Origin of the sequence: Micromonospora sp. NPDC048898, assembly GCF_043198035.1 — a bacterium.
In the GTDB taxonomy this organism is placed as follows: domain Bacteria; phylum Actinomycetota; class Actinomycetes; order Mycobacteriales; family Micromonosporaceae; genus Micromonospora.
The window spans coordinates 95,244-108,183 of record NZ_JBICUF010000009.1 but is presented as its reverse complement, the minus strand read 5'-3'; the positions used below and the strand labels follow the sequence as shown (position 1 = coordinate 108,183).

12 protein-coding genes are annotated in these 12,940 nt (G+C 71.4%); 5 read left to right on the top strand and 7 right to left on the bottom strand.

Going from position 1 to position 12,940, the window contains the following annotated elements; genetic code table 11:
• Nucleotides 1-40: 40 nt before the first annotated feature.
• Nucleotides 41-259, bottom strand: a complete 219-nt coding sequence (locus tag ACGFIQ_RS22865) for a hypothetical protein (protein ID WP_393246660.1) — start codon at nucleotides 257-259, stop codon at nucleotides 41-43.
• Nucleotides 260-482: 223 nt separating this feature from the next.
• Nucleotides 483-1,937, bottom strand: a complete 1,455-nt coding sequence (locus ACGFIQ_RS22860; protein WP_393246658.1) for an NYN domain-containing protein — start codon at nucleotides 1,935-1,937, stop codon at nucleotides 483-485.
• A 127-nt stretch (nucleotides 1,938-2,064) separates the two neighbouring features.
• On the opposite strand from ACGFIQ_RS22860, the gene ACGFIQ_RS22855 reads away from it, so the two are divergent.
• The 5 genes from ACGFIQ_RS22855 (at nucleotide 2,065) to ACGFIQ_RS22835 (ending at nucleotide 7,609) form a co-directional block, all read left to right on the top strand.
• Nucleotides 2,065-3,819: a DEDD exonuclease domain-containing protein gene (locus ACGFIQ_RS22855; RefSeq protein WP_393246656.1), complete on the top strand. Its 1,755-nt coding sequence runs from the start codon at nucleotides 2,065-2,067 to the stop codon at nucleotides 3,817-3,819.
• A gap of 128 nt (nucleotides 3,820-3,947) precedes the next feature.
• Nucleotides 3,948-5,741, top strand: coding sequence for a RelA/SpoT family protein (locus ACGFIQ_RS22850; protein ID WP_393246975.1), 1,794 nt, complete (start codon nucleotides 3,948-3,950; stop codon nucleotides 5,739-5,741).
• A gap of 52 nt (nucleotides 5,742-5,793) precedes the next feature.
• On the top strand, nucleotides 5,794-6,336 hold the full coding sequence (locus tag ACGFIQ_RS22845) for an NUDIX hydrolase (RefSeq protein ID WP_393246654.1): 543 nt from the start codon (nucleotides 5,794-5,796) through the stop codon (nucleotides 6,334-6,336).
• Complete coding sequence (locus ACGFIQ_RS22840) at nucleotides 6,333-7,202, top strand: NDP-sugar synthase (protein WP_393246652.1); 870 nt, start codon at nucleotides 6,333-6,335, stop codon at nucleotides 7,200-7,202. Before ACGFIQ_RS22845 ends, ACGFIQ_RS22840 begins: the two co-directional genes overlap by 4 nt.
• A gap of 119 nt (nucleotides 7,203-7,321) precedes the next feature.
• The gene (locus tag ACGFIQ_RS22835; RefSeq protein WP_357074810.1) at nucleotides 7,322-7,609 is read left to right on the top strand and encodes an Lrp/AsnC ligand binding domain-containing protein; all 288 of its coding nucleotides are present in this window, start codon (nucleotides 7,322-7,324) and stop codon (nucleotides 7,607-7,609) included.
• Between the two features lie 62 nt (nucleotides 7,610-7,671).
• Here the strand turns inward: ACGFIQ_RS22835 and ACGFIQ_RS22830 are convergent, their stop codons facing one another.
• The 5 genes from ACGFIQ_RS22830 to ACGFIQ_RS22810 form a co-directional block, all read right to left on the bottom strand.
• Nucleotides 7,672-8,361, bottom strand: coding sequence for a DUF4142 domain-containing protein (locus tag ACGFIQ_RS22830; RefSeq protein ID WP_393246650.1), 690 nt, complete (start codon nucleotides 8,359-8,361; stop codon nucleotides 7,672-7,674).
• 193 nt (nucleotides 8,362-8,554) lie between these two features.
• Nucleotides 8,555-10,186, bottom strand: a complete 1,632-nt coding sequence (locus ACGFIQ_RS22825; protein WP_393246648.1) for a cytochrome b N-terminal domain-containing protein — start codon at nucleotides 10,184-10,186, stop codon at nucleotides 8,555-8,557.
• The gene (locus ACGFIQ_RS22820; protein ID WP_393246646.1) at nucleotides 10,183-11,277 is read right to left on the bottom strand and encodes a ubiquinol-cytochrome c reductase iron-sulfur subunit; all 1,095 of its coding nucleotides are present in this window, start codon (nucleotides 11,275-11,277) and stop codon (nucleotides 10,183-10,185) included. Before ACGFIQ_RS22820 ends, ACGFIQ_RS22825 begins: the two co-directional genes overlap by 4 nt.
• A 64-nt stretch (nucleotides 11,278-11,341) precedes the next feature.
• Nucleotides 11,342-12,178, bottom strand: coding sequence for a cytochrome c (locus ACGFIQ_RS22815; RefSeq protein ID WP_393246645.1), 837 nt, complete (start codon nucleotides 12,176-12,178; stop codon nucleotides 11,342-11,344).
• 70 nt (nucleotides 12,179-12,248) lie between these two features.
• Nucleotides 12,249-12,848: a heme-copper oxidase subunit III gene (locus ACGFIQ_RS22810; RefSeq protein WP_124820713.1), complete on the bottom strand. Its 600-nt coding sequence runs from the start codon at nucleotides 12,846-12,848 to the stop codon at nucleotides 12,249-12,251.
• Nucleotides 12,849-12,940 lie beyond the last annotated feature (92 nt).

Sequence of the window (12,940 nt, the reverse complement as noted above, 5' to 3'; positions counted from 1 at the left end):
ATGGCCCGCGAGAAGCGCGCTTCCGGGCGCGGTGTCGCGCTCAGGCGACGCGGCGGGCGGCCCGGCGGCGCACCGCGTCGGGGCGCGCGGGCGCGGCCAGCACCTCCACGTCGAAGCCGGCCCGGGCGAGCACCTCGATGGCCTCGACCTCGGCGGCGACCAGCCCGGCCGCCGGGGACGTCTCGTCGAACAGGGCGGTCAGCGGGCAGCCGGAACAGCCGTCGGCCCGCTTCGCGCACCCGTCGCAGTCGATGAGCATCAAGCCCTCCTGATCGCTCGCGGTGCCTGGCCGGCGCGCCTCGTCGTCGCCACCCGAGCACCGTCGGTCACATCGACGCTAACCACCGGGTACGACAGAAACCGCGTCCGACCGGCCGTTTGGGGGCGAGATCAACTCGATTTCCATGAAATCGGGCCATCCCAAGCCGTCGGACACCCCGACATCGGGAAACCCGTGTCGATCACGGCGTCCGGGCGGGGTGTCAGGAGCGGGCGAGCCGCCGCAGCAGCGAGTCGGCGCCCAGCGGGTAGGCGCCGTGCCGGCGTACCCCGTCGGCGACCTCACGATCCGACGAGACCACCACCACCGGCCGCCCCGACGGCTCGGCGCGGACCAGCCGGCGGATCAGCTCGTCGGCGGTCTCGCCCTTGCGCGAGAACAGCACCCGTACGCCGCGCGGCGCGGGCGGCAGCCCGTGCATCCGCTCGGCGCCGTCGAAGACCACAGTGACCTCGTCGCCGGTCTGCGCGGCGATCCCGCCCAGCCCGGTGATCAGGCGTTTGCGCTGCTGCTCCAGGGACATCTCGCCGAAGCCGCGCTTGGTGACGTTGTAGCCGTCCACCACCAGGTGCGCCCGGGGCAGTGCGAGCAGCTGGTCGAGTCGAGCCGGGTCGTCGGTGTCGCGGGCACGTGCCGCGGGGCTGGCCGGGGCGGTGCCCGGCTGCTCGGCGAACGCGTCGGCGACGAAGTCGGCGGGGAGTTTGTCGACCGGATCGAGCGCCAGCTCGCGGCGCAATCCGACGGCGGCCTGGCCGATGGTCTCCAGCAGCAGCCAGAGCCGTGCGTCGTCGACCGAGCGGGCCTCCTTGGCGGTGGCCCGGGCCACCCCGGCGGCGGCTTCCGCCTCGGCCAGCCGGGCGCGGGCGCGGCGCAGCTCGGCGTCCACGTCCGCGCTGGCACGCGCGGCCCGGCCGCGCTCGGTGGCCAGCAACTCGGTGGCCTTGCGCTCGCGGGCCTGGGTCTCCCGGAGGGTACGGGCGACCTGCCGGGACTCCTCGCGGAGCTGACCCAACTCCTCGCGGACGCGGGCCAGCTCGTCGCGGAGCTTGTCCGCCTCGACCCGCGCCACCGCCCGGTCGTGCTCGGCACGGGTGGCCCGCTGCTCGGCCTCGCGGACCAGTTCGGCGACGACCGCGCTGTCCGCCTCGGCGCGCACGGCGGCACCGCTGGCGTCGATCAGCTCCCGCCAGCCGCGCGGCCGGGCCAGGTAGGCGAGCGCAGCGACCTCGACCGGGTCGGCGGCGGCCGGGGCGGTGCCCTCGACGACGGCGGCGCCGAGGTCGCCGGCGTCGGCCAGGACCCGGGCGGTGACCCGCTGCCGGAACAGCGGGTCGGCGGTGAGCTGGGCGGCGATGGCCGGCGCGCCGAGGCGGGCGCGCCGGTTGGGGGCGAACTTGGCCACCCGGCGTAACGGCACCGGCACCTCGTCGCCGGGCAGGGTGGGCAACACCGCGGCGGTCAGCGTCACGATCCGCTGCCGGACCGGCTCGGGCAGCGTCGGCTCCGGCTCGACGGTGGGGCCGTCGCCCTGTGTGGTCGGGTCGGATGCGCCTGACGTCCCGCTGACTACGTTGTCGTCCGGCTTGCCCTCGGCACCGTCGAGCGCGACCGGATCCTCCTGCGGGAGGTGGTCGTCGTGCGGCTCGGTGAGGGGCATGTGGCAAGTCTCCCACCGCGACCGGGCCCACCGCCCGGTGAGTGAGCCGATCTCTCATCCTAGCCCCATGGTGACCGGTGGGGCGGCTGCGACGGGAGTGTCGGACCGTGGCGCTAGCGTGCCGGCGATGGCACAGGCGGAGTACGTCCAGGGGTCACTGGCCGGTTTCGACCCGGCGGCGGGCGGGGTCGACCCGGCGCTGCCGCTCTACGCGACCACCTTCGTGGTGGTCGACCTGGAGACCACCGGCGGCGCGCCGGACGGCGGCGGCATCACCGAGATCGGCGCGGTCCGGGTGCGCGGTGGCGAGCAGCTGGGCGTGTTGGCCACCCTGGTCAACCCGGGGCAGCCCATCCCGCCGTTCATCACCGTGCTGACCGGGATCACCCAGGCGATGCTGGTGCCGGCGCCGCCGATCGAGCAGGTGCTGCCGAGCTTCCTGGAGTTCATCGCCGACGCGGTGCTGGTGGCCCACAACGCCCCGTACGACGTGGGATTCCTCAAGGCCGCCTGCGCGAAGCACGGCTACCGCTGGCCCAACCCGCGCGTACTGGACACGGCGGCGCTGGCCCGCCGGGTGCTCACCCGCGACGAGGTGCCCAACCGCAAGCTCGGCACCCTGGCCGCCTACTTCCGCACCGCCACCCAGCCGACCCACCGCGCCCTCGACGACGCGAAGGCGACAGTCGACGTGCTGCACGGGCTGATCGGTCGGCTCGGCGGGCACCAGGTGGACACGGTCGGCGACGCCATCGAGTTCGCCCGGGCGGTCACCCCCACACAACGTCGCAAACGACACCTGGCCGACGGGTTGCCCAAGGTCCCCGGGGTCTACGTCTTCCGGGCCGCCGACGACCGTCCGCTCTACGTGGGCACCTCCGTCGACATCGCCACCCGGGTGCGCAGCTACTTCACCGCGGGCGAGAAGCGCGCGCGGATCTCCGAGATGCTCGCGGCGGCCGAGCGGGTCGAGGCGGTGGAGTGCGCGCACTCGTTGGAGGCGGAGGTCCGCGAGCTGCGGTTGATCGCCGCGCACGCCCCGCCGTACAACAGGCGGTCGAAATACCCGGAACGGATGGTCTGGCTCAAGCTGACCGACGGCCCCTATCCCCGGCTCTCGATCGTCCGCGCCCTCTCCCCCACCGACACCGCGTACCTCGGGCCGTTCACCTCCCGGCGGGCCGCGGAGCTGGCCGCCGCCGGTTTCCACGACGCCGTGCCGCTGCGCCAGTGCACGCACCGGCTCTCGCTGCGCACGATCACGCCGGCCTGCGCGCTGGCCGAGCTGGGTCGCTGCCCGGCACCCTGCGAGCACAGGATCACCCCCGAGGAGTACGACGACAGCGCGGCCCGTCCCTTCCGCACCGCCACGACGAGTGACCCGCAGCCGGTGGTGGACGCGCTGCTCGCCCGGATCGACGTGCTCTCGGCCGACCAGCGCTACGAGGAGGCCGCCGTGGTGCGGTCCCGGCTGGCCGCGGTGCTGCGGGCCACCGTGCGGATGCAGCGGCTGGCCGCGCTCACCGGGATCGTCGAGCTGGCTGCTGCCCGGCCGGCCGCCCGGGGTGGCTGGGAGTTGGCGCTGGTGCGGCACGGCCGGCTGGCCGGCGCGGGGGTGTCCCCGCCCGGCGCACACCCGCGGCCCACGCTGACCGCCATCCGGGCCACCGCCGAGACGGTGTCGGGCGGGCACGGCCCGGTGCCGGCGGCCACCGCGGAGGAGTCCGAACGGATCCTGTCCTGGTTGGAACGACCGGAGACCCGACTGGTGGAGATGTCCTCCGGTTGGGCCTCGCCGGTCAGAGGCGCGGCGCGGTTCCGTGACCTGCTGGCGAAGGCCGACAACGGCGCGTCCCACCAACTCTCGACCGAACGCTCATGACCAACTGACCGATCGGACTACGTCGACTCGCTTAGGCTGTTAAGGAAGTGCAGTCCTGCCCGATTCGTGGGCCTGCTCCCTGTCGCCGGCCGCCGGCGACGCGGAGCCGGGGTGAGGAGGTGTCCCTCGTGGACGTCGACGCCGGACACGGCGCCGCCCTGGGGGGCGCCCTGCCGACACAGCCGGGCGAGCTGCCGCTCACCCGCCGACTGCGATCGCTGCTCAGCTGGCCGACCACCGACTCCGACCCGGTCACCCAACTGGTGCGCACCCACCGGGGCATCCATGCCGGCACCGACCCCGCCGTGCTGCGCCGTGCGTACACGATCGCGGAAAACATGCACCGCGGGCAGTTCCGCAAGAGCGGCGAGCCGTACATCACCCACCCCCTCGCGGTGGCGCAGATCTGCGCCGAGCTGGGCATGGACACCACCACCCTGGTCGCTGCGCTGCTGCACGACACCGTGGAGGACACCCGCTACACCCTCCAGGCACTCTCCGAGGACTTCGGCGGCGAGGTGGCCCACCTGGTCGACGGGGTGACCAAGTTCGACAAGGCGTTCTACGGCAAGGCCGCCGAGGCGGAGACGGTCCGCAAGATGATCGTGGCGGCCGCCAAGGACGTCCGGGTGTTGATCATCAAACTGGCCGATCGGCTGCACAACATGCGCACCCTCGGGGTGCGCTCCGCGTCGTCGCGGGAACGCATCGCCCGCAAGACCCAGGAGGTGCTGGTCCCGCTCTGTGACCGGCTGGGCATCCAGACCCTCAAGCGCGAGCTGGACGACGTCGTGCTGCTGCACCTGGAGCCCGACGAGCACGCCCGGCTGGCCCGGCACGTGCACGACCGGCCCGGCTGGGACACGTACCTCGACGCGGTCGTCACCCGCGCCCGGGTCGCGCTCAAGCGCAGCCGGGTCGACGCCGTGGTGAGCCCCCGCCCCCGACATCTCTACTCGATCTGGAAGGACACCATCGCCGGCGGCCACACCGCTCCGTTCGACCTGCCCCGCATCGTGGTGGTGGTCGACGGCCCGGCCACCGACTGTTACGCCGCACTCGGCGCCATCCACGGCACCTGGCGCCCCGTGCCCGGCCGTTTCAAGGACTTCATCGCCTCACCGAAGAACAACCTCTACCGTTCGCTGCACACCAGCGTCTGCGGCCCCCAGGACCGCACCGTGGAGGTGCTGATCCGCACCGAGGAGATGCACCGCTCGGCCGAGTACGGCATCGCCGCCGACTTCCGCTTCCCCCAGTCGGGCCGGGGCAGCGCGGCGGCCCGCGCCGAGCAGTTGGACTGGCTGCGCCGCGTGCTCGACTGGGAGCCGGACGCCGCCGACCCGGCGCAGTTCTACGAGTCGCTGCGCTGCGACCTGGCCGAGGGCCAGATCCAGGTCTTCGCCGACGGGCGGCAGGTCGTGCTGCCGGGCGGCGCCACCCCTGTCGACCTCGCGTACGAGCTGGGCAACGAGCGGGGCGACCACTGTCTCGCCGCGCGGATCAACGGTCGGCTGGCCCCGCTGAGCTCGGAGCTGGACGAGGGCGACGTGGTGGAGATCTTCACCGAGAACGACGGCGACAACGGTTTCGAGGCCGGTGTGGCATCGCGGGGCCCCCGCCGGGAGTGGCTGAGCTTCGTCAAGTCGCCGCACGCGCAGATGCAGATCAACAGGTGGTTCGCCGAGCACACCGAGCCGGGCATCACGATCAGCGACAAGGTCCGCCTCGGCCGGGCCACCATCGGGCTCGCCCTGCGTCAGCACAACCGGGGCCTCGCCAGTGACCTGCCGCTGTTGCGCCTCTCCGAGGAGTTGGGCTACCCCGACCTGGAGACCCTGCTGGTCGCGGTCTTCGACCGGGTGATCGAACCGGACACCGTCGTACGCCAGCTCATCGACCTGGTCGACCATCGACAGTGACCCTGCCGGCCCAGCGCGTCCGAGGGACATTCGTGACCACTAGCCTGGGGTCATGATCCCCCGTTCCCGCGCCACCGGTCGGGCCGTCTTCTACCAGGCTTTCTACCGGCTGCCGCTGCCGGTGCGTCGGCGCCTGGTCAAGCTGGCGATGCCCAAGTACATCGTCGGCGCGGTCACCCTGGTCCGCGATTCCGAGGCGACGGGCGCGGGTCGGCTGCTGATGCTGCGCCAGCCGCCCGGCAAGGGCTGGTCGCTGCCCGCCGGCCTCCTGGATCGGGGCGAGCCCCCGGTGGTGGGTGCGGCCCGCGAGCTGTTCGAGGAATCCGGCGTCCGACTCCCCCCGTCCCGGTTACGCCCGGCGGTGCCGAACGCCATCGTGCACGCCAAGGGCTGGGTGGACATGGTCTTCGAGACGGAGGTGCCGGCGTCCGACACCGAGCTGGTAGTCGACGGCGCGGAGGTCTTCGAGGCCGCGTGGCACCCCCTGGACGACCTGCCCAAGCTGACCTGGCCGACCGCCCGGCTGCTCGCCTACTACGACATCGGGCCACTGGCCGGGCAGTACCCGCCCCCGATCCCCGACGACCTGCCATGACCGGCGGGGCTTCCGTGCCGGCCGAGGTGTGCGCGGTGGTGCTCGCCGCCGGCGAGGGCACCCGGTTGCGCCCGCTCACCGAGCGGGTGCCCAAGGCGCTCTGCCCGGTGGGCAACGTGCCGCTGCTGGACCGGGCGTTGGCCCGGGTGGCGAGGCTCGGCCTGGCCGGCCCCGGCCGGGTCGCGGTAAACGCCTGTTACCTCGGTGACCAGGTGGTCGCGCACGTCGGCGACCGCGCCCACGTGTCCGTCGAGCCGGGCGATCCGCTGGGCACCGCGGGCGGGGTGGCCAACCTGCGGGACTGGATCGACGGGCGGCCGGTGCTGGTCGGCAACGCCGACGCGTACCTCGCCGACCCGGCGGCCGCACCGGGCCCGGACGTGGCCGCCCTGCTCGACGGGTGGGACGGCCACACCGTACGCCTGCTCGGCCAGCCCGCCGCGGACCCGGCGGCACCTGGCACCTTCTCCGGGCACTGTTTCAGCGGGTTCTCGCTGCTGCCCTGGCGGCTCGTCCGCGATCTGCCGATCGTCTTCTCCGACCTGGTCCGCGCCCTCTGGCGCCCGGCGGAGGCGGCGGGCGCCCTGGAGGTGGTGCCCTACCGGGGCACCTTCTACGACACCGGCACCCCCGCCGACTACCTGGCGGCCAACCTGCACGCCGCCGCCGGGGGCGTCCTCGTCGACAGGTCCGCCACGGTGACCGGTCGTTGCGTGGAGTCGGTCGTCGGCGCGGGCGCGCGGGTGGCCGGCGACGTGTGCCGCACCGTGGTGTGGCCGGGTGCGGTCGTGCCGGCCGGCGAGCGGTTGTGCGACGTGATCCGGACCGCGGACGGCAGCACCGTCGCGGCCACCGCACACGGCTGACCGGCCCTGGCCGACAGCGCCAGGCTGGCCCGTGGGGCGGCAACGGCGACGGCCAGGACGCCAGGCCACGTCGGAACATCTAGCATGGGCGACGACGCCGACGAACGGAGCAATGTCCCGTGATCACCGCAATCGTGCTGATCGACTGTGCCACCGACGCGATCCCCGAGGTGGCGGAGACCCTGGCCAGCCTCTCCGGCGTCAGCGAGGTCTACTCGGTGGCCGGGCACGTCGACCTCATCGCCATCGTCCGGGTCCGCGAGTTCGACCAGATCGCCCAGGTCATCGCCGGCAGCATCTCCAAGGTGCCGGGCGTGCTCAACACCGAGTCGCACATCGCGTTCCGGGCGTACTCCCAGCACGACCTGGAGGAGGCCTTCGCCATCGGCCTCGCCAGCGCCGACTGACAGGCGCACGCACGGCGGCCGGTCCACCCCACGGGGCGGACCGGCCGTCTGCTGTCGCTACGTCAGCTCATGCCGGGAGCCGGCGTTTCGGTGGTGCCGCCACCCGGTGCCGGGGAGTCAGTGGTGCCACCCGGAGCCGGCGACTCGGTGCCGGTGCCACCCGGAGCGGGCGACTCGGTGCCGGTGCCACCCGGGCTGGGCGTACCGCTGGCGCTGGTCTGCGGAACCGGGATGCCCAGCTTGTTGGCGAGCTGCACCAGCTCGTCGTAGTGCGCCTGCAGCGTCGGCAGGGCGTTCTGGGCCAACTGGACCACCGACTGCTCGGAGCCCTGCGAGATCTCCGTCTGGGTGGCCTGGATGGCCTGGACGTGGCCAGCCAGCTCACTTGTCACCCAGAGCCTGTCGAACTCCGCACCGCTGGCGTTGTTCAGCTTGTCGATGACCGCCTGCTGATCGGCACTGGGCTCGTTCGGCAACTCCACGCCGAGCTGGGACGCGGTCTGCTGCACCGTCTGGTCCAGCTGGGTGTGGTCGGTCTTCAGCATCGCGCCCAGGTCCTTGACCCCCTGGTCCTGACCCTTCTGCTGAGCCAGGTCACCGGCGGTGATCTCGAACAGGTTGACCTGGTGTACCGCCTGCAGGTACTGGGTGTCCTGCGTCGACGGCTGTGCCGCGGCCTGCGCGGCCGCAGCCGGCGCGACCCCGACCAGTACCAGTGCGGCCAACAGGCCGAGGCGTTTGATACCCAACATGCTTCCCCCCCTTGAGACGTTGGACCGCACGGATACCCGGCTCACCGGGGTTATTCCTGCGATCGCCCGTCGCGCGGGGTCGACCGGTCCCGCCGTGGCCGTCCGACTCCTGGCCGGATGGGTGGCGGGTGCCGATACGACGTGGCGCCCGCCGGGATCCGGCGGGCGCCACGTAACGGTGCGTTCGGGCTGGTCAGCGGCGGCTGTCGCCGCTGGTGATCTCCTCGCGCTCGGGTCGGGGCTCGACCGGCGGGTGCCCCGGTGAGACCGGCGCCTCGACCGGCTTCTCGATCGGGTAGAAGAAGCCCCGGATGGCCGGGCCGAGTGCCCCGAGCCGGTTCATCTTCTTCGGCACGACCCAGCCGACGTACTCCAACTCGCCGTGGCCGTCCGCGTGCCCGTTGGACGCGCTGAGCGGCTGGTGCACCTCGACGAACCGACCGTCCGGCAGGCGCCGGATGATGCCGGTCTCCACGCCGTGCGCGAGCACCTCCCGGTCGTGCTGCTGCAGACCCAGGCAGAGCCGGTACGTCACGTAGTACGCGATCGGCGGGACCACCAGCAGACCGACCCGGCCGGCCCAGGTCATCGCGTTCAAGCTGATCTGGAACTTGTCGGCGATCACGTCGTTGCCGCCGGAGAGCGTCAGCACGATGTAGAACGCGACGGCCATGGCGCCGACCGCGGTCCGCGCCGGAACGTCGCGGGGACGCTGGAGCAGGTTGTGGCTCTTGTGGTCCTTGAGGTGCCGGGCCTCCAGGAACGGATACATCGTCGACAGGCCCACCATGATGCCGGGCAGCACGACAGTCGGCCAGAACAGCGGCGGGATGACGTACCCGTCACCGATCGGGATGTTGATCTCCCATGCGGGCATGAGTCGGGTCGACCCGTCCAGGAACATGACGTACCAGTCGGGCTGGCTGGCGGCCGAGACCACCCACGCCTCGTACGGGCCGAACAGCCAGATCGGGTTGATCTGGAGCAGACCGCCCAGCAGCGCGATGACACCGAAGACGACCATGAAGAAGCCGCCCTGCTTCAACGCGTACCGCGGGAACATCCGCTCGCCGACCACGTTGTTGTTGGTCCGGCCGGGGCCGGGCCACTGGGTGTGCTTCTGCTTGAAGACCAGGCCCAGGTGGACACTGATCAGGGCGACGAGCAGACCCGGGATGAGCAGCACGTGGGCGATGAACATCCGGCTGATGATCATCGTGCCCGGGAACTCGCCACCGAAGATCGACGAGGTGACCCAGGACCCGATCACCGGGATGGACAGCATGATCGCCGAGGCGATCCGCAGGCCGGTGCCGGACAGGCCGTCGTCCGGCAGGCCGTAGCCGGTGAAGCCGGCCAGGAAGCCGACCCAGAACAGCAGCGAACCGATGATCCAGTTGGTCTCGCGCGGCTTGCGGAAGGCACCGGTGAAGAAGACCCGCAGCATGTGCACGACGATCGAGGCCATGAACAGCAGCGCCGCCCAGTGGTGCATCTGTCGCATCACCAGACCGCCACGGACGTCGAACGACAGGTCCAGGCTGGAGGCGTACGCGGCGGACATCGGGGTGCCCTGCAACGGCGCGTAGCTGCCGTTGTAGACCACCTCGGTCATCGCCGGCTCGTAGAAGAAGGTGAGGAACACACCGGTCAGCAGCAGGACGATGAACGAGAACAGCGCGATCTCGCCGAGCAGGAAGGACCAGTGGTCCGGGAAGACCTTGTTCAGCAGTTTGCGCAGCGGGGTGGCCACCTGGAAGCGGTCGTCCACTCCCACCGCGGCCTTGCCCGGCGTCGCCGCAAGGTCGAACTTTCGACGCTTCATGGCCGCTCCCAGAAATCAGGCCCAACGGTCTCAGTGTAGTCGGACTTCGCCACGAAGAAGCCCTCGGAATCCACCTCGATCGGCAGCTGCGGCAGCCGCCGGCTGGCGGGGCCGAAGATGGGCCGGGCGTTGTCGGTGATCAGGAACTGGGACTGGTGGCACGGGCAGAGCAGCCGGTTGGTCTGCTGCTCGTACAGGCTGGCCGGGCATCCCGCGTGCGTGCAGACCTTGGAGAACGCGGCGTAGTTGCCCCACATGTAGTCGCCGTGGCCGACGCTCGGCCGCGAGTTGGCCTCCCGCGACTTCTGGGCGTCCGCGTCCCGCAGGTGGATCAGCAGCGTCGGGGAGTCGGCGTGGATGTTGCTCACACCGTGCTCGATGCCGGGGAACACCGTCAACTGGCCACCGGCGCTGATGTCCGCCGGGCGAACCGGGCGGCCGTCCTCGCGGACCAGCCGAATCTTCTGCCCACCCTCGGCCGGGGCGAACCCGGTGGTGAACATCTGGTTGTTCTTGTGCGGCTGGGAGATCAGACCGCCGACCAGCGGCGCCGCCGCGACCGCGGCGACCGGCGCGAGACCGGCCAGCAGCGAGATACCGAGCAGCGGACGACGCTTCACGCCCAGCTCGTCGGCCATGTAGAGCATGGTCTGGCCGGTGATGGTGCGGCCCTCGGAGTCCACCTGGCCCTCGTGCCGGTCCTGGATCGAGACCTCCTTGGGCAGCAACTTCTTGCCCCAGGTCAGGATGCCGAAGCCGACGGCCAGCAGCGCGATGCCGAGGGTGGCACCCAGCAGCGGCGTATACCACTTGTCGCCGCCTCGGCCCGGCTCGTACTGCCACGGCCACCAAATGTAGATGGCCAGGAAGGCGGTCGCGGCCAGACCGGTGATCAGGAAGAACGCGGCGACCACGCGGGTCAGCCGGCGCTCCGCCTTGGTGCCGGGCAGCACCTGCGGCTCGTAGTGGACGATCTCGATGTCGTCCCGACGCGCGCCCTCGCGGACGATGTCGAACCGGGTCAGCCTGGGGTCGTTCAGGTCGAGCGGCTCCTGGCCCTGCGGGGCCTGGTGCTCGGTGTGGGTGCTCATGCCGTCACCTCGCTACGGGTGGCGCCGAGCGGCGCCACAGCACTGAATCGGATGATCCGCTCGGTCACGACTTGCCCGCAATCCACAGGCTGGCGAAGACGAGCGCCACGATGCCAACCAGGAAGATCGCCAGGCCCTCGGTGGACGGGCCGTACCGCCCGAGGTTGAACCCGCCCGGGTCCTGGTCGTGCTTCAGCGTCTCCTGGATGTAGGCGATGATGTCGGCCTTCTGCTCCGGCCGAAGCTGGTTGTCGCCGAACACCGGCATGTTCTGTGGGCCGCTCAGCATGGCCGCGTAGATCTGGCGGTCGGTCGCGGGGTGCAGGCTCGGGGCGAACTTGCCCGAGGAGAGCGCGCCGCCGCCACCACCGAACGCGTGGCACTGCGAGCAGTTGATCCGGAACAGCTCGCCGCCGGACGCGACGTTGCCGTCCTCGTGCAGGTCGTCGCCAGCGGGCACGACCGGGCCGCCACCGAGCTCCTGGATGTACTGGGCGAGCTGACGGGTCTGCTCGTCGGTGAAGACCGGGGGCTTGCGTTGCGCCTGGGCCTCCTGGCGGGCCAGCGGCATCCGCCCGGAGCTGACCTGGAACTCGACCGAGGCCGCGCCGACGCCGACCAGGCTCGGCCCGCGACCCTCGACGCCCTGGGCGTTGCGGCCGTGACAGGTCACACAGCTCACGTCGAACAGCGCCTTGCCCTCGGCAGCGGCGCCGGTCAGCTGCGGGTTGTCCTGCGCCTGGGCACCGGGGGCGAAGACGGTGTAGGCGCCGCCGGCCAGCATCAGCGCGGCGATCAGCCGGACCGCGGCGCCCAGCCGGCGGCGGCCCCTGCTGCGCGCGGCGGGCCGCTCGCGCAACCGCGCGAGCAGACCGCGTCGGCGGTCGTTGTCAGAAGTCATGAGCGGTGTCCTTAACCGGTTGGACCTGTCTCAGGGGACGGAGCAGCAGCGCGGAATGTGACGCGCAAGATCACTGAAGCCAGTAGATCATGGCGTACAGCCCGATCCACACGACGTCGACGAAGTGCCAGTAGTACGACACGACGATCGCCGAGGTCGCCTGCGCCGGGGTGAACCGGCCCATGGTCGTGCGGACCATGAAGATGATGAAGGCGATCAGACCGCCGGTCACGTGCAGGCCGTGGAAGCCGGTGGTCAGGTAGAACACCGACCCGTACCCGTCTCCGTTGATCTTGATGCCGTCCTCGACCAGGTGCCGGTACTCGTTCAGCTGGCCGAGCACGAAGATCAGACCCATCACGAAGGTGACGGTGAACCAGCGCCGCAGCGCGTGCACGTCGCCCTTCTCTGCCGCGAAGACGCCGAGCTGGCAGGTCACCGAGGACAGCACCAGGATCACCGTGAAGGTGGTCGCGTACGGGATGTTCAGCGCCTCGGTGTGCTTCTCCCACTGCTCCGGCGCAGCCGCGCGGATCGAGAAGTACATCGCGAACAGCGCCGCGAAGAACATGAGTTCGCTGGAGAGCCACACGATCGTCCCGACGCTGACCATGTTCGGTCGGGTCAGAGAGTGGATCCGGCTCTTGTCAATGGCTGGGGCCGCAGTCACGCCGTCATTATTGCCCCTGACCGGGGCCGGCGATCAGCGGGGTGGCAAACCTGCGCCTTCCGTGGCCCGACCGTCAGGGTCCGGTTCGCCTG

Bases quoted from the DNA above. Each gene is read 5' to 3' on its own strand.
- ACGFIQ_RS22860 (WP_393246658.1), bottom strand. From the start codon at position 1,937: ATGCCCCTCACCGAGCCGCACGACGACCACCTCCCGCAGGAGGATCCG.
- ACGFIQ_RS22820 (WP_393246646.1), bottom strand. From the start codon at position 11,277: ATGAGCACCCACACCGAGCACCAGGCCCCGCAGGGCCAGGAGCCGCTC.
- ACGFIQ_RS22815 (WP_393246645.1), bottom strand. From the start codon at position 12,178: ATGACTTCTGACAACGACCGCCGACGCGGTCTGCTCGCGCGGTTGCGC.
- ACGFIQ_RS22845 (WP_393246654.1), top strand. From the start codon at position 5,794: ATGATCCCCCGTTCCCGCGCCACCGGTCGGGCCGTCTTCTACCAGGCT.
- ACGFIQ_RS22840 (WP_393246652.1), top strand. From the start codon at position 6,333: ATGACCGGCGGGGCTTCCGTGCCGGCCGAGGTGTGCGCGGTGGTGCTC.
- ACGFIQ_RS22865 (WP_393246660.1), bottom strand. From the start codon at position 259: ATGCTCATCGACTGCGACGGGTGCGCGAAGCGGGCCGACGGCTGTTCC.
- ACGFIQ_RS22825 (WP_393246648.1), bottom strand. From the start codon at position 10,186: ATGAAGCGTCGAAAGTTCGACCTTGCGGCGACGCCGGGCAAGGCCGCG.
- ACGFIQ_RS22830 (WP_393246650.1), bottom strand. From the start codon at position 8,361: ATGTTGGGTATCAAACGCCTCGGCCTGTTGGCCGCACTGGTACTGGTC.
- ACGFIQ_RS22855 (WP_393246656.1), top strand. From the start codon at position 2,065: ATGGCACAGGCGGAGTACGTCCAGGGGTCACTGGCCGGTTTCGACCCG.